Annotated in this window: 13 protein-coding genes; 3 read left to right on the top strand and 10 right to left on the bottom strand. The window is 66.0% G+C overall.

The window, feature by feature from the left end; translation table 11 throughout:
• Window positions 1-194: 194 nt before the first annotated feature.
• The 5 genes from LG661_RS07715 to LG661_RS07735 all read right to left on the bottom strand — a co-directional run bounded on the left by LG661_RS07715 (window position 195) and on the right by LG661_RS07735 (window position 6,590).
• Window positions 195-1,358 (bottom strand): iron-containing alcohol dehydrogenase, encoded by a 1,164-nt coding sequence (locus tag LG661_RS07715; RefSeq protein WP_230531295.1) that lies wholly within the window; start codon window positions 1,356-1,358, stop codon window positions 195-197.
• 11 nt (window positions 1,359-1,369) lie between these two features.
• Window positions 1,370-2,761, bottom strand: a complete 1,392-nt coding sequence (locus LG661_RS07720) for an aldehyde dehydrogenase family protein (RefSeq protein WP_230531296.1) — start codon at window positions 2,759-2,761, stop codon at window positions 1,370-1,372.
• Window positions 2,762-2,773: 12 nt separating this feature from the next.
• Window positions 2,774-4,144 carry a glutamine synthetase family protein gene (locus tag LG661_RS07725; protein ID WP_230531297.1) on the bottom strand — a complete coding sequence of 457 codons (1,371 nt, stop codon included), beginning with the start codon at window positions 4,142-4,144 and terminating at the stop codon, window positions 2,774-2,776.
• Between the two features lie 65 nt (window positions 4,145-4,209).
• Complete coding sequence (locus tag LG661_RS07730) at window positions 4,210-5,739, bottom strand: amino acid permease (RefSeq protein WP_230531298.1); 1,530 nt, start codon at window positions 5,737-5,739, stop codon at window positions 4,210-4,212.
• A 62-nt stretch (window positions 5,740-5,801) separates the two neighbouring features.
• Entirely contained in the window at window positions 5,802-6,590 is a 789-nt protein-coding gene (locus LG661_RS07735) for an N-formylglutamate amidohydrolase (RefSeq protein WP_230531299.1), read from the bottom strand.
• A gap of 139 nt (window positions 6,591-6,729) precedes the next feature.
• Here LG661_RS07735 and LG661_RS07740 point away from each other — a divergent pair, with 139 nt between their 5' ends.
• Entirely contained in the window at window positions 6,730-7,602 is an 873-nt protein-coding gene (locus LG661_RS07740) for a MurR/RpiR family transcriptional regulator (protein WP_230531300.1), read from the top strand.
• A 3-nt stretch (window positions 7,603-7,605) separates the two neighbouring features.
• Here LG661_RS07740 and LG661_RS07745 read toward each other — a convergent pair whose 3' ends face one another.
• The 5 genes from LG661_RS07745 to LG661_RS07765 form a co-directional block, all read right to left on the bottom strand.
• Window positions 7,606-8,763, bottom strand: coding sequence for an AbrB family transcriptional regulator (locus tag LG661_RS07745; protein WP_230531301.1), 1,158 nt, complete (start codon window positions 8,761-8,763; stop codon window positions 7,606-7,608).
• A 110-nt stretch (window positions 8,764-8,873) separates the two neighbouring features.
• Window positions 8,874-10,076, bottom strand: a complete 1,203-nt coding sequence (locus LG661_RS07750; RefSeq protein ID WP_230531302.1) for a pyridoxal phosphate-dependent aminotransferase — start codon at window positions 10,074-10,076, stop codon at window positions 8,874-8,876.
• 74 nt (window positions 10,077-10,150) lie between these two features.
• Window positions 10,151-10,621 (bottom strand): large conductance mechanosensitive channel protein MscL, encoded by a 471-nt coding sequence (gene mscL, locus LG661_RS07755; RefSeq protein WP_230531303.1) that lies wholly within the window; start codon window positions 10,619-10,621, stop codon window positions 10,151-10,153.
• 57 nt (window positions 10,622-10,678) lie between these two features.
• Window positions 10,679-11,206, bottom strand: coding sequence for a VOC family protein (locus LG661_RS07760; RefSeq protein WP_230531304.1), 528 nt, complete (start codon window positions 11,204-11,206; stop codon window positions 10,679-10,681).
• An 11-nt stretch (window positions 11,207-11,217) separates the two neighbouring features.
• Entirely contained in the window at window positions 11,218-11,652 is a 435-nt protein-coding gene (locus LG661_RS07765; protein WP_230531305.1) for a DoxX family protein, read from the bottom strand.
• A gap of 98 nt (window positions 11,653-11,750) precedes the next feature.
• On the opposite strand from LG661_RS07765, the gene LG661_RS07770 reads away from it, so the two are divergent.
• Window positions 11,751-12,665, top strand: coding sequence for a LysR family transcriptional regulator (locus LG661_RS07770; protein WP_230531306.1), 915 nt, complete (start codon window positions 11,751-11,753; stop codon window positions 12,663-12,665).
• A 68-nt stretch (window positions 12,666-12,733) separates the two neighbouring features.
• Window positions 12,734-16,243: a PAS domain-containing hybrid sensor histidine kinase/response regulator gene (locus LG661_RS07775; RefSeq protein ID WP_230531307.1), complete on the top strand. Its 3,510-nt coding sequence runs from the start codon at window positions 12,734-12,736 to the stop codon at window positions 16,241-16,243.
• Window positions 16,244-16,253 lie beyond the last annotated feature (10 nt).

The raw sequence follows: 16,253 nt of genomic DNA on the forward strand, positions 1-16,253 counted from the left end.
CCGACCGACATCTACAAGTCCTCGGCCGCGGCGATGCTCGACGAACTGCACCGGTGGGCCGAGACGCTGAAGCCGCTGCGGATCGAGCGCAAGACGCCCCCTCAAGGCGGCTGCCTGAGCCGAACGCTGGATAATGGAAAAAGGCACCGCCGTGGCGAACGGCGGTGCCTTTCCCGTTTGCGGACGCGAGCCGGTCAGAGCCGCCCGGCCAGCGCGTCCTCGAAGAGCTTGCGGGCGCTTTCCTTGGTGATCGGCACCGGGTTGCCGCCGGCGGTCGGATCGTTGGGCGCCATGTCGGACATCTCGTCGAAGCGCGCGCTGTCGACTTTCAGGCCTTCGAGGGTGTGCGGCACGCCGAGATCCTTGCGCAGTTGCAGCACCCAGTCGAGGAAGGTCTGGAAGCTCGGCTCAAGGCCGATATAGGCGGACAGCCGCGCGATCCTCTCCTCGATGGCATTGCGGTTATAGACCAGCACGTAAGGCATGAAGACCGCATTGGTCAGGCCATGATGCGTGTCGTAGAGCGCACCGGTCGGATGCGAGAGCGCATGGATCGCCCCCAGCCCTTTCTGGAAGGCGGTGGCGCCCATGGCGGCGGCGGACATCATCTGCGCGCGGGCCTCGATGTCCCTGCCGTCTTTGTAGGCGCGCGGCAGGTATTCCTTCACGAGGCGGATGCCCTCCACCGCGATGCCGTCGGCCATCGGGTGATAGCCCGGCGCGCAATAGGCCTCGATGCAATGCGCGAGTGCATCGAGGCCCGTGCCTGCCGTGATGTGGGGCGGCATGCCCACCGTCAGTTCCGGATCGCAGATCACGATCTTCGGCATCATGAGAGGATGGAAGATCACCTTCTTGGTGTGCGTGGCTTCCTGCGTGATCACGCCGGCGCGACCGACCTCCGAGCCTGTGCCGGCCGTCGTCGGCACGGCGATGATCGGCAGAATGCCGTTGGGATCCGCCCGGGTCCACCAGTCGCCGATATCCTCGAAATCCCACATGGGCCGGGTCTGTCCCGCCATGAAGGCGATGACCTTGCCGGCATCCAGCGCCGAACCGCCGCCGAAGGCCACGACGCCGTCATGCCTACCGCTCTTGAGAGCTTCCAGCCCCCTGTAGACATTCGTCTCGACCGGATTCGGCTTGATGTCGGAGAAGATCGCCGCCTTGAGACCAGCCGTGAGAAGCTGGTCGAGCGCCGCCTTCGTCATGGCTTGAGTCGCCAGAAACGGATCCGTGACGATGAGAGGAGCCGAGATGCCGACGGCCTTGCAGGCCTCGGCCAGTTCCGAAATGCGGCCTACGCCGAAGCGCACGGCGGTGGGATAGTTCCAGTTGGAGCGAGGTGATGAGGTCATCTTGTTTTCTATCAGATCTGACGGAGGTGGTAGGATTTCGGGCGGGTGAGCGATTCATAGGCCAGCCGCGACAGGCTTGCGCCGCGGCCCGTCTCCTTCACGCCGGTCCAGGCGAGCGCGGGATCGAGATAGTCGCAGCGGTTCATGAAAACGGTGCCGGTCTCGAGCTTCTCCCCGATGGCCTCCGCCGCGTCGACGTCGGACGTCCAGATGGCGGCCGAGAGACCATAGGGCGAATCGTTCATGAGGCGGATGGCCTCCTCGTCGCCCTTCACCTTCATGATGCCGACGGTGGGGCCGAAGCTTTCGTCCCGCATGACGCTCATGGAGTGATCGACATCGGTCAGCACCTGCGGCGCGAGATAGGCCGTATTGCCCGTATCCGCCAGGAAGCGTTTGGCATCGATGTGGGCCCCTGCGCCCTTTGCCACCGCTTCCGCATTCTGCTGGCGCACGAGATCGGCGAAGCGCTTGTGCGCCATGGGGCCGAGCGTCGTCGCCTCTTCGAGCGGGTTGCCGAGCACGTATGTGTTCACGAGATCGACCGCGCCCTCGACGAAGCGGTCATAATGCTTCTCGTGCACGTAGATGCGCTCGATGCCGCAGCAGCACTGGCCCGAGTTGAAGAAGGCGCCGTCGACGAGGTTCTCGATGGCATGGTCGATGTTCGCGTCCTCGCGCACATAGGCCGGGTCCTTGCCGCCGAGTTCGAGGCCGAGAGAGGTGAAGGTCCCCGCCGCCGCGCGCTCGATGGAGCGCCCGCCGGTGACGGAACCGGTGAAGTTGCAGTGATCGACGAGACCGCCGCTCAGGATCCGGCTCGTCTGATCGTGGCTGAGATGCAAGTTTTGGAACAGGCCCTTCGGCAGGCCCGCCCGGTCCATGGCCATCTGGAAGCGTTCGCCGGCCAGAACCGTCTGGGATGCGTGCTTCAGCAGCACCGCATTGCCGGCCATGAGTGCCGGCACGATAGTGTTGATGGCGGTCAGGTACGGATAGTTCCAGGGCGCGATCACGAGAACGAGCCCCACGGGCTCGCGCTTGATCATGCGGCGGAAGCCCGACTTCTCGTCATCGGCGGGAATGGGCTGGAGGCTCTCCTCCGCGATGCCGATCATATGGCGCGCGCGCTCCTCGACCCCGCGGAACTCGCCGCCGTAGCGCACCGGACGGCCCATCATCTGGGCGATCTCAGGCACCACCTCCTGGTTCATGGCCAGCAGGGCATCGAGGAAAGCGGAGAGCCTGCTCGCGCGCTCAGCCATGGATGTGCTGCGCCATGCCTTCTGCGCCTCGCGTGCCGCGGCGATGGCCGCATCGATGGCCGCCTCGGACATGATGGGACGGCGGACGAACTCACGCCCGTCGATGGGAGAAATACAGACGATATCGGTGTCGGCCATGATGATGCTTTATCAGATGATTTCGAAGTAGCGGGCGAGCTGCCAGTCGGTGATGGCCTTGCGGGCCTCACGCTCCTCCCATTCGCGCGTTGCGGCGTAATGGTCAACAAAGGTATCGCCAAAGAGCTGGCGCGCCGCCTGAGAGCCCTTGAGCCGCTCGGCGGCCTCACCCAGCGAGCGCGGCAGGGCGCGCTCCTTCGGGTGTTCGACCGCATAGGCGTTGCCCGCGACGGGCTCGCCCGGATCGACCCGGTTCTCGATGCCCCAGAGGCCTGAGCCGATGGCGGCGGCGAGCGCGATATACGGATTGATATCGGCGGCGGCGACCCGGTACTCCACCCGCTGCGACTTCTCGGAGCCCGGAATGACGCGCAGCGCCGTGGTGCGGTTCTCCACGCCCCAGGCGGAATCCGTCGGCGCCCAGAAGCCGGGGATCAGCCGTGTGTAGCTGTTCACCGTGCAGGCGACCATGGCAAGGATCTCGGGCATCAGCCTCTGCTGGCCGCCCACGAACCAGCGCATGGTCTCGGACATGCTGTGCGGCTTCTCGGGATCATAGAAGGCGCCCTTGCCGGTGCGGATATCGCGCAAGGACGCGTGCAGGTGGCCGGACTGGCCGGGCCAGTCGCGCGACCACTTGGCCATGAAGGTCGCCATCCAGCCACGGCGCTGCGCCAGGATCTTGGTATATGTCTTGAACAGGGCCGCCTTGTCCGCCGCGCTCAGCGCATCGTCCACGCGGATTGCGGCTTCCAGCACGCCGGGACCGGTCTCCGTGTGCAGGCCCTCGATCTCGAAATCCATCTTCCGCCCGAGGTCGAGAAGCTCGTGGTAGAAATCGGAATGGACGCCGGAGCGCAGCACCGAATAGCCGAAGAAGCCCGGCGTGATGTTCTTCAGGTCCCGGTAGCTCTTCTCGCGCACGGAATGCGGAGTTTCCTCGAACAGGAAGAACTCGAACTCGGCGGCGGCCGAGACGGCGAAGCCCATATCCTCCGCCTTCTTCAGAACCCGGCGCAGAACGCCGCGCGGACAGGCGGCCTCCGCATAGCCCTCGAACTCGGCGAGGAAGAACGGCAGGTCGTTCTCGAACGGAACGAGCCGCATGGATTCAGGGATCACCCGCGCCGTCGCATCGGGATAGGCCGTGTGCCAGCCGGTGAGCGTCGTGTTGTCGTAGAGCTGATCGTTGGAGTCCCAGCCCAGCACCACGTCGCAGAAGCCGAATCCCTTCTCCAGGGCAGATTCGAACTTGTCGCGGGCCATGTACTTGCCGCGCATGATGCCGTCCACATCGGTGAGGCCGATCTTGACGAAGGGAAGATCGCGGCTGCGTACGTATTCGGCAGCGTCGGCGGCTGTCTTGATCTTGGGAGCGTCCATCCGGAAAAAACCTTGAGCGAGGGAATGTATGGGGAGCGCGCCTCATGCGCGCTCCCTTGGTCTCGTCAGTAGGACTTGTATTCGCCCTGCCCCTTGGTGAGAGCGAACTCCTCCTCGGGAGAGAGGATCAGCTTGTGACGGCCGTGGACCAGGAAGTAGGCCATCATGACCGCATAGTAGATCGCCACGCCGATCACGCCGGCCCGGAACACGGGATCCGCGAACTGGAAGTAGAGCGTGACCGCCGCGATGATCATGCAGATCGCCGCGCCTGCGATGCCGAACGGGCTCTTGTAAGGCCGTGCGATGTGCGGGAACTTCTTCTTGAGGACGATGTAGGACATGCCCTGCATGAAGTAGGCCAGCATCGCGCCCGCCACCGCCATGTTGAGCAGGGTGCCGCCGATCACGCCGGCGCCGGCCTCGGCGCCGACCGAGAACCAGATGATCATCATCACCACGAGGCCCATCACCGCGCCTGCGATCAGCGCCACGTGCGGCGTCTGGCGCCCGCCATGCGTCACCGACAGGAAGCTCGGGAAGTAGCCCGCCCGCGAGAGCGAGTAGATCTGCCGCCCGAAGGCAAAGATGATGGTGTGGAACGAGGCGATGAGGCCGATGACCGCGATCGCCGCGAGGATCTTCGCGATGTCCGAACCGAACAGGGTGCGGAACCCATCGAGAAGCGGCTCGCCCGACTTGCCGAGAACGGCGGCACCCGGCGCGATACCCGTGTTCAGGAAGAGCACGAGGAAGGCGGAGACGATGAGCGTCAGGATGCCCGCGATGATGCCCTTCGGCATGTCGCGCTGCGGGTCGTGCGATTCCTCCGCCGCCAATGGGAGCTGTTCGATGGCGAGGAACAGCCAGACGGCGAAGGGCAGCGACGTCAGGATGCCGGCGACGCCCATCGGCAGGAACGGCCCGTTTCCTTGGGGCAGTTCTGTGCCGTCGGCGCCGATGTTCAGCGCCCAGCGGGAGAAGTCGAACTCACCGGAGACCAGCACCGAGACGTAGAAGAAGGCGAGCACCGCGAGCGCCATGAGCGTCACGGTGACGGTCACCTTGAACGACAGTTCGACGCCGACGATGTTGAGCCCGACGAAGAGCGCATAACAGAGGACCCAGTAGACCGGCTGGAATGCAGGCGACGTCTCGAAGATCGCCGAGAGATAGGCGCTGATGAAGAACACGATCACGGCCGGGGTCAGCACGAACTCGATGTTCTCGGCAATGCCCGTGATATAGCCCGCCCACGGCCCCATGGAGGTGCGGGCGAAGGAATATGCGCCGCCCGTATGCGGCAGGGCCGGCGACATCTCGGCCAGCGAGAAGGTGAGACCGAGATACATGATCGCGATGATGATCGTCGCGAAGAACATCGAGCCGAAGCCGTTGGCGAGGCCGAGGTTCCAGCCCGAATAGTGGCCCGAGATCACCGCGCCGACGCCGAGCGCCCAGAGCGACCAAACGCGGGCGTGCCGCTTGAGGCGACGCGCTTCGAAATAGGTTGCGTCCACCGTGGTGTAGGTAATTCCGGCGGCGCTGTGCACCCCGGTCTGCGGGGTCGGTGCCCCGGCGCTTTCGATCGACATGTCTCTTCCTCCAAGAAATGTCTGTCCCTCGGGCCACGGCACATCATGCGCCATGCCCGTCATCAGAGCGTCCGTGCCCCCTCCCTCAAAAGCGGCGCGAGACGGCTTGCCCACGACGCCTGGCCGTCTTCCGTGCGGATCAGGTCGTTGCGGATCTCGATCATCAGCGGTGCGAGCCCGCGCCTTTCGGCGTGGCGTTCGAGGGTGTGGAACACCCGGTCCGCTGGCGAATAGGGTTCGTTCATGCCGACAATCAGCGCGGGTTCGCGCTTCAGGCCTGCTTCGACGCTGCGGGCGAGGCGCTCGTCCCGGTCGAAGATGAGCCCGATCTGCCAGGGACGCGGCACGTCGCGGTAGACCGGCGTGAAGGAATGGATGGAGACGACAGCCCGCGTCTGTTCCGTCCGGACGCGGGGCTCAATGAGCCGGTCAACGCCGCGATGGAAGGCGTCATAGACCTCCCGGACCCGGTAGGCCCGCTCATCCGGATCGATGGTCTCGTTCGCCGGAATGACCGTCCGCTCGCTCAGGGTCCAGATGGAATCGGGGGCGGAGGGATCGCGGTTGAGATCGAGCACGAGGCGCGAGACCGTCGCGTGAACGAGCGGCGCATCGAGGAGACGCGACAGCTCCCTCGCGGCGCCGAGCGCGCCCGGGTCCCAGGCGATGTGGCTCTCCAGTTCGGCAGGGCCTAGTCCGAGGGTGCCGTAGCGGCGGGGGAGAAAATTGGAGGCATGCTCGCAGATGAGGAGGATGGGGGAGCGCCCTTGGGGATTCTCCACGCGGGCGACCGGCTCTGCTGCCTCGGCAGCAGGCTCGACATCGGTCGCCACCCGACTCGCATTCCTCATGCGGTCCTCCGTTGCCCTGCCGGAGCAGGTTTAGGTCCCTCTTTGAACGATTGGTACGTTCATTATCGTTTTTTGCTATTTTGAAATTTCTGATACAGCTTTTCAGAACCGTCAAGGAGGGGCTGTGGATCGATCCGGAATGCGCGATGGGAGAGACCTCCCCCCAGCCGACCAGCCCAGCCTCGCCGAGCGCATCCGGCACGAGATGGATTCCTTCACGCCGAGCGAAAAACGGGCGGCGCACCTGCTCCTGAGCCATTATCCCTTCGCCGGCCTGGATACCGCTGCGGAATTCGCCTCGCGCGCGGGGATCTCCGCCCCCTCGGTCCTGCGTTTCGTCACGCGGCTGGGATTCGGCGGCTTTCCCGATTTCCAGAAGCATTTGCGCGAGGAACTCGAGGCCCAGCTCCTGTCCCCGCTCGCCAAGGCCGGCCCCTCCGACAAGGGACAGGGCGCACCCGCCCTCGCCTCCTTCGCGGAAGCGGTGATCGGGAACCTGCGTGCGACGGTGGACAATATCGCCCCGGCCGAGTTCGATGCGGTGGTCGCGCTGCTCAGCGACCCGCGCCGGAACATCCATTTCACGGGAGGGCGTTTCACGGGCGCACTCGCCCGCTATGCGGAAAGCCATTTCCGCATCGTCCGCAGCCAGGTGGACTTCATCGAAGGACAGCCCGCCCTCTGGCGCGACCGGATGATCGAGATCGGAAGGAAGGACGTGATCGTCGCCTTCGACATCCGCCGTTACCAGGAGGATGTGATCGCCCTGTCAGAAACCGCGGCGGGACAGGGTGCGACGGTCGTGCTCCTCACCGACCCCTGGCTCTCCCCCATCGCCCGCGTGGCGCGCCATGTGCTGCCGGCCCATATCGCAGCACCCTCGAACTGGGATTCCTCGGCGGCGCTTCTCCTGCTCACGGAGGCCATCGTCGCAGCCGTCACCAAGCGCCTGTGGGAGACGGCGAAGCCGCGCATGGAGGCGGTCGAGCGGCTCAGAAACGAGCGCTCCTGATCCTCACTCTCCCGGCGCCACCTTTTCCCGCTGCAGCCAGCCGATGAGGAAGGGCAGGATGAGGCCGATGCCAAGAAACCGGACGAGGTGGTGGATGCCGACGTAAAGCGGATCGAGCCCGAGAACGAGGGCCAGCACCGTCATGGCCTCGAGCCCGCCCGGCGCGAAGGCGACGAGGCTGTTGGCGAAGCTCACCCCCGCGAGCAGAGCGGCGAGCGCAGCGAAGAGCGTGGCGACAGTCATCCCGACGAGAAAGGAACCGAGCGCCGCCGTCAGGGCCCGCCGCAGGGTCGAGCGCTGGATGTTGCGGAAACGCTCGGCGATGAAGATGCCGATGAGCACGAGGCCGCCCGTCGCGATGACGGGAGGAATGACGCCGGTCACCACCTCCGTGGCATGGCTCACCGTGCTCACGACGGTGGCGCCGAGCAGAACCGGCGCGGCAACTTTCAGGATCTTGAACACGGCACCCAGAGCAAGGCCGCCCAGCAGAACGACGGCCATGCCGACCGGCGTCGCGACCGGCAGCCCCTCGCCGATCAGGGCGCCGATATTGGCCCCTCCGCCGGTGAGAACCACGAGGCTCGGCAACAGCGCGATCAGCACGAAGAGACGCAGGTTCTGGGCGATGGCGATGGAGGCCACATCCGCCTTCCGGTCGGCCGCGACCGCAAGCACCGTCGAGAGCGCGCCGGGAACGGAGGCCAGCACCGCATCCGCCCTGCGCCAGCCGGACATGCGGGTAAGCCAGAGCGTGGAGGCGGCAGAGATCGCGAAGACACCGATGACCAGAAGGACGAGGCTGCCCGGATAGCGCCCCACGGCTGCAACCGCCGCCGGCGTCACCGCAGCGCCCATGGCCGCGCCCGAAATCAGCATCGCCGCATCGGCGAGAGCCCGCGGCATGGACACGGCCCAGCCGGTCAGTCCCCAGAGCGTCGTCGCAATCGCAGCGCCGGAGAGCCATGCGGCCGGGACGCCGAGCCAGTGGAAGACGAGGCCGCCGAGGCAGGCAACGAGAATCTGGGCGAGATGGGCAAGGATGAGGCGCATGATCGAAACTGAACGGAGTCGAAAGCCGCTGACGGTCGGGCGGGACTTCCCGCCCCCACGTCCCAGGACCATTTCGGCGGCGACACCGTCACCGAATCCGCTTTTCATGAAGCTCCTCCTTGCAGGAAGGAGCTTCATGCCGGGATCACCGAAGGGTCAATCTTGAATCAAGTTATCAACCTATGAGGTCTCTTCCTCACCTCAGCGGATGAGAGCCGTCACGCCACGAGCTTCGGCAGGGCGGCGGCGATGCGCCGGACCGCCTCCTCCAGATCCTCCGCCTTGCGCAGGTAGCAGAGGCGTAGGTAGCCCTCGCCCGCCTCGCCGAAGGCGGAGCCGGGCGCGAGACCGACATTCGCCTCGTCGATGAGGCGGAATGCGATGTCCTTGGAGCTGGTCGCACCCTTGATCTTGAGGAAGGCGTAGAATGCGCCGCTCGGTGGCGGAAGCTCCACGAGGCCCGTTTCCGCCAGCCGTCCGACGATCTCGCGCCCGGCCTTCGCCTGGGCGATCTGCTCGGCAAGGAAGTCGTCGCCCTGCTCGATGGCGGCGACGCCCGCCCGCTGAACGAAGACCGGCGTCCCCGATGTCTGGTACTGGAGCAGGTTCTCGATGACTTGCCCGAGTGCGGGCGGGGCCTCGATCCAGCCGAGCCGCCAGCCGGTCATCGCCCAGTTCTTGGAGAAGGTCTGAACGAAGAGGATCTTGTCTTCCGGCGTCATGATGTCACGGAAGGACGGCGAGCGTCCCTCGACCGTCAACGCCGGATCATGAACGAACCGGCTGTAGATCTCGTCGGCGACGATCCAGAGGCCGTGCCTGCGGGCCAGTTCCAGCGCGGCCTTGAGATCCGCGCGGCTTGCGGTCCAGCCCGTCGGGTTCGAGGGCGAGTTGATGACAAGTACGCGGGTGCGCGGCGTGATGGATTGTTCCAGCCGCTCGAAGTCGAGGTGCCAGCCCTGCGCATCGATGGTCATCGGCACGGCGACGGCCCGTGCGCCGGAAATCGTGATGGCGCCCACGAAGTTCGGCCAGGCGGGGGTCGGCACCAGCACCTCGTCGCCGGCGCCGCAGGTCATGCGAAAGGCGATCTGCATCGCAGGCATTCCGCCGGAGGTGACGAAGATGCGCTCCAGATCGAACGGCTTGCCGTAGACCTGCTCGTGGTAGCTGGCGATGGCCTGGCGCAGTTCCGGAATGCCGCGCTGGTAGGTGTAGAAGGTCTCGCCGTCCTTCAGCGACCGGGCCGCCGCCTCGCAGATGAAGGCGGGCGTCGGCAGATCGCCCTCGCCCACCCAGAGCGGGATGATGCCCGGGCGTCCCCGACCGTAGCTGAACACATCCACGATGCCGCTCGTCGGAGCCTGCTCCGCTTCCGGGCGCAGATTGAGAAGGGAGGAAATCGAAACGGATGCGTTCATCAAGGCCAATCCTCAAACAGGCGCTCAGGCATGGCCCGTTCGCCTGCCAAAGGCAAGCGTCGCCGCCCCATTCATCAAAAGAAGCGAAAGGATCCATCGGATCCGGTGATGGAACAGGCGGCCTTCTGTTCTTTGAGGATGTCGCGGATTTCCGAAAGGAGCTGCACGTCGGCGGGGAGTTCCGGCGCCTTCGCTGTGCCCGCCTTGTCGTCCTCCGTACGCCGCAGCCGGTTCATCGCCCTCACCACGAAGAAGAGGATGAGGGCCACGATGAGGAAAATGATCGTGACCGTGATGAAGTTGCCCCAGGCGAGGACTGCGCCCTGCTTCTTGGCTTCGACGAGCGACTGCGCCGTGACGGTGTCGGCCAGCGGGATGAAGTAGTTCGAGAAATCGAGGCCGCCTGTGATGGCCCCGATGATCGGCGTGAAGATGTCGCCGACGATGGAATCCACGATCCGGCTGAAGGCCGCGCCGATGATGACGCCGATGGCGAGGTCGACCACATTGCCGCGCAGGGCGAACTTCTTGAACTCGTTCAACATGGCCGGACCCTCTCGTCTCAATCGTCGAGCTTAAAGGTGTCCGGCCTGCAATTTTCGTCAAGCGCTGCGTGCCGCCAGCAGGTCCTGCAGGTCGAGGCGGCGGGTGACCATCTGCAATTCGCCGTCCGGCGTGCGCGGCCACTGGTCCGTCGGCCTGTCGACATAGAGTTCGATGCCGTTGCCGTCCGGATCGCTCAGGTAGAGCGCCTCGCTCACCCCGTGATCGCTCGCGCCCTGGAGCGGGATATCCGCCTCCGCCAGCCGGCCGAGAGCATCGGCCAAAGCCGCCCGCGTCGGATAAAGGATCGCCACATGGTAGAGGCCCGTCGTGCCGGGAGGCGGCGGCGAGCCGCCTTTGCTCTCCCAGGTATTGAGCCCGATATGGTGGTGATAGCCGCCTGCCGAGACGAAGGCGGCCTGGGTGCCGTAGCGCTGCATCAACTCGAAGCCGAGAACGCCGCAATAGAAGGCGAGCGAGCGGTCAAGGTCGGCCACCTTCAGGTGGACATGCCCGATACGGACGCCGGGATCGATGGGGCGGGCCGCCGGAGATCCGGCGGCCGGGGAAGCATTGGGATCGCTCATGGCTGCTTCCATCAGGCCGACCGGGTGGACAACGCGGGAGCAGCCTTTGCCGATCCGGACGACAGGGCGTAGGCACCGTCGCCGAGGAGGGCCTGCGCCCCCAGGGCCGCGATCCAGAACGCCAGGAATTCCCAACCGCCGTTGGGGTTGGAGAAGAAGAACCCGGCCGAGCCGTGGACCGTGACGATGGCACCAAGGAGGATCGGGATGAGCGCCAGCGCCGCCCAGCGGGTCAGGAAGCCGAGGATCAGGGCGAGGCCGCCGGCCAGTTCGGCCAGAATGACCACATAGGCCAGGAAGGACGGCAGGCCGAGAGTGCCGAAGAACTGCGCCGTGCCGGCGGGCGTGAAGACGAAGATCTTGAGGCCCGCATGGGCCAGGAAAAGAGCCCCCAGCGTCACACGGAGGACAAGGGCGGCATAGGGAGCGGTGCGGGTGTCGATCATGGGGAGAGGTCTCCTGCTTTGGAACTCCCATATGACCTCAAACCAAAGACATGATAATCGCTCCATCCGAATATCAGCTCACACCCGGGGAGTGAGACATGCTCGACCGCGTCACCAGCATGCAGGTCTTCGTTCGCGTGGCCGCGCTCGGCAGCTTCTCGGCGGCGGCGCGGGCGCTTCACCTCTCACAGACCATGGTGACGAAGCACATCGCCGCCCTTGAGGAACGGCTCGGGATCAAGCTTCTGAACCGCTCGACGCGCCGGCTGGTCCTGACCGAAGGCGGGCGCAGCTATCTGGCCGCCTGCGAGCGCATTCTGGCCGAGATCGAGGAGGCGGAAGCCTCGGCCAGCCTCGACCGGATCGAGCCCCGGGGCACCTTGCGCCTCAATGTCCCCCTCACCTTCGGCTTCCGTCAGATCGTCCCGGCTCTCGCCGAGTTCAGCCGCCTCTACCCGGCCATTTCCGTCGATCTCGGCCTAGCGGACCGCTATGTGGACCTGATCGAGGAGGGCTGGGATCTGGCGATAAGGATCGGGCGGCTGAAGGATTCGAGCCTCATCGCCCGGCGGCTTGCCCCCTGCCGCATCGTCGTCTGCGCCGCGCCGTCCTACCTCGAGGCGCATGGGACACCGAAGACCCTGGAGGATCTCTCCCGCCACAACTGCCTCGGCTACACCTTGTCCAGCACCGTCGGCGCCGATCGCTGGGCGTTCGGAGCGGAGGGCGAGATGGTGGCGTCGGTCCAGGGCAATCTGCGCGCCAACAACGGCGACGCCCTGCTTGCCGCGGCGCTGGCCGGACAGGGGCTGATCTATCAGCCGACCTTCCTCGTGGGCGACAGCCTTCGCGAGGGAACGCTCATTCGCCTCCTCGACGACTACCCGGCCTACGAGGTGGGCGTCCACGCCGTCCTGCCCTCGGGCCGGCAGGTCCCGGCCAAGGTGCGCGCCTTCGTGGAGTTCCTGAGCCGGCGCTTCGCGCCTGAGCCGGAATGGGACCGGGGCTTGTGACGATGCCTCTGTGGCGTTCGAGAGCCTGAACGGCTAAACCTGTAGCAGTTTCTTGCGAGGATCCATCCATGGTCGCCAGCTGGGCGGTTATCCTGACGGCGCTGGTCTATCTCTGCCTGCTCTTCGCGGTCGCCCACTGGGGCGACAATGCGGGGCGGCGTTTCGTGCAGGGGCCGTACCGCGCGACGGTCGCCGCCCTGGCGCTCGCCGTCTACTGCACCTCCTGGACCTTCTTCGGATCGGTGGGGCTTGCCACCCATTCGGGCCTCGACTTCCTCGCCATCTATATCGGCCCCATCCTCGTCATCGGCCTGGGCCATGTCCTCATCGCCCGCATCGTGCGGGTCGCAAAGACCCAGAACATCTCGTCCATCGCCGACTTCGTCGCCGCCCGCTATGGCAAGAGCGAGCGCGTCGCCGCTCTCGTGAGCCTGATCGCCCTGATCGGCTCCATTCCCTATATCGCGCTACAGCTGAAGGCGGTTTCGTCCTCCCTCGACGTGTTCCTGACCGCCGCCAACGGCACCGTGCCGACGGAAATCCCGTTCGTCGGGAATCTCTCGCTCGTGGTCGCCTTCGTGCTCGCGGGTTTTGCGGTCGCCTTCGGCACGCGCCACACGGACGCCACCGAGCACCAGGACGGGCTGATGATGGCGATCTCGCTCGAATCCGTGGTGAAGCTCGTCGCCTTTCTGGTCGTCGGCGGCTACGTCACCTTCATCATGTTCGACGGCTACGACGCCATCGTCGACAGGCTTCATGCACAGGGTATCAGCGCGAACATCGCAGGGCGCACCTCGGGCTTCGGCAGCTACATCACCCTGATCCTGCTCTCCGCCTGCGCCGCCCTGCTGCTGCCGCGCCAGTTCCACATGACCGTGGTCGAGAACCGTGGCATCGGGGACATCAAGCGCGCGGCCTGGATGTTTCCGCTCTACCTCGTGCTCATCAATCTCTTCGTGATCCCGGTGGCGCTCGCAGGCCTCGCCGTTTTCCCCGAGGGCACCATCGACCGCGACATGACGGTGCTGGCCCTGCCGCTCCTCAACGATGCGGGCACCATCGCCATCATCGCCTTCCTCGGCGGCTTCTCGGCGGCCACCGCCATGGTCATCGTCGATTCCGTGGCGGTGGCGGTGATGATCTCGAACCACCTCGTCATGCCCATCGTCCTGCGGCGGCGGTCCTTCGCCGGCATGGATCCCGGCGGGTTCGTCATCGCCGTCCGGCGCGCCTCGATCGTGGCGGTCATCCTCCTCGCCTATGTCTATTACCGGAACTCGGGCGAGGCGGCGCTCGCCGCTATCGGCCTGCTCTCGTTCGCCGCCATCGCGCAGGTCGCCCCGGCCTTCCTCGGCGGGCTGATCTGGTCGCGCGGCACGGCGCTGGGCGCCAGCGCCGGCCTCATCGCTGGCTTCATCACCTGGGCCTACACGCTGCTCCTGCCCAGCCTCGTCTGGGACGGGGTGTTCTGGTCCGATGTGGTCGTGACCGGTCCCTTCGGGATCACCGCCCTCAAGCCCACCGCCCTGTTCGGAGTGGACCTGCCCCAGCTCACCCACGGCGTCGTCTGGAGCCTGTCGCTCAATATTCTCTGCTATGTCGGCTTCTCCTTCTGGCGGCCCGCGACGGCCTTGGAGCAGATCCAGTCCAACGTCTTCGTCGGCGAGACGCCCGTTTCCGTCGCGCCGAGCTTCCGCCTTTTCCGCGCGAGCGTGACCGTGGACGAGCTGCGCGCGACCATCGCCCGCTATCTCGGCGAGGAGCGCACGACGCGCTCCTTCGAGGGCTTCGCCCACAGCCGCGGGCAGAGCCTGGAGCCGCGGGCCGAGGCCGACATCCACCTCCTGCGCTATGCGGAGCACCTCCTGGCGTCGGCCATCGGAACCGCGTCCTCGCGCCTCGCCCTCTCGCTGCTTTTGCGCCGCCGCACCGTCTCGACCAAGGCCGCCCTCAAGCTGCTGGACGACGCTTCGGCTGCGATCCAGCACAGCCGCGATCTGCTCCAGCACGCGATCAACTATGCCAAGCAGGGCATCACGGTGCTCGACCGCGACCTGCGCCTGCTCGCCTGGAACCAGGCCTTCGTCGATCTCTACGACCTGCCGCCCAACCTCGTGCGCGTCGGCGTCGGCATGGACAGCATCATCCGCTTCAATGCGGAGCGCGGCTCCTACGGCGCCGGCGAGCTGAATGCGCTGATCCAGGCGCGCATCGATTCCTTCCTGCACGATTTCGCACCGGTGCGCCTCAGGCTCTATCCCTCCGGCAAGGTGATCGAGATCCGCTCCAACCCGCTGCCCGATGGAGGTCTTGTCACAACCTACACGGACGTGACCGAAACCGTGCAGGCGGAGGAGGAAAGCCGCCGCGCCAACGAGACGCTGGAACAGCGCGTGCGCGAGAGAACCGAGGAGCTGACGCGCCTCAACGAGGCGCTCAGGAACGCCAAGGCCGAGGCGGACGAGGCGAACATCTCGAAGACGCGCTTTCTCGCCGCCGCCTCCCACGACATTCTCCAGCCGCTCAACGCAGCGCGGCTTTACGCGACATCGCTCGTGGAGCGCGACCGGGACGCGGGCGACGCGACCCTCGCCGAGAATATCGACGCCTCCCTCGACGCGGTGGAGGAAATCCTCACGGCGCTTCTCGACATCTCGCGCCTCGATACGGGCGCGATGAAGCCGCAATGGTCGAGCTTCCGCATCGACGAGCTCTTCCGTCAACTCGAGCGCGAATTCGACCCGGTCGCGCGGGAGAAGGGTCTGAAGCTTACCTTCGTCCCCTCCTCCCTCACGATCCGCTCCGACCGCCGCCTGCTGCGCCGCCTCCTGCAGAACCTGATCTCGAATGCGATCAAATACACGCTGAAGGGACGCGTGCTCGTCGGCGCGCGGCACCGCCACGGGCATCTCGTGCTGGAGGTCTGGGATACGGGCCTCGGCATCCCGCCCTCGAAGCAGCGCATCGTGTTCCGCGAGTTCCAGCGCCTCGACCAGGGCATGAAGGCCGCGCGCGGCCTTGGCCTTGGCCTGTCCATCGTGGAGCGCATCGGCCGCGTGCTGAAGCACCCCGTGACGCTGACATCGGAGGTCGGGCGCGGCTCGGTCTTCAGGGTCGAGGTGCCGGTCGTCGCAGCGCTGCCCGCCACGGAGATGGCCGCCGAACCGCCGAAGCCGCCGGTGACGCCGCTCTCGGGCCTGCGCATCCTCGTGGTCGACAACGAGCCGGCGATCCTGGAAGGCATGCGCCTGCTGCTCGCGGGCTGGGGCTGTGAGGTCTGGACCGCCTCGCACCTCGAAAGCGCACAGCAGGTCCTGAAGACCAGCAGGCTGCTGCCCGAGGTCTTCATCGCCGATTACCACCTGGACGAAGGCGACGGCCTCGAACTCATCAAGGCCCTGCGCTGGAAGACGCAGGTCAACACGCCCGCCGTGCTCGTGACCGCCGACCGCACGCCCGCCGTGCGCGAGGAGGCCACGGCCATGAACGTCCACATCCTCAACAAGCCGCTGAAGCCCGCAGCTCTCAGGGCTCTGCTCACCCAGTGGCGCGCGACACGGGTCGCAGCGGAGTAGGAGTTCCGCC

Origin of the sequence: Microvirga roseola (assembly GCF_020866965.1) — a bacterium.
Lineage (GTDB): Bacteria > Pseudomonadota > Alphaproteobacteria > Rhizobiales > Beijerinckiaceae > Microvirga > Microvirga roseola.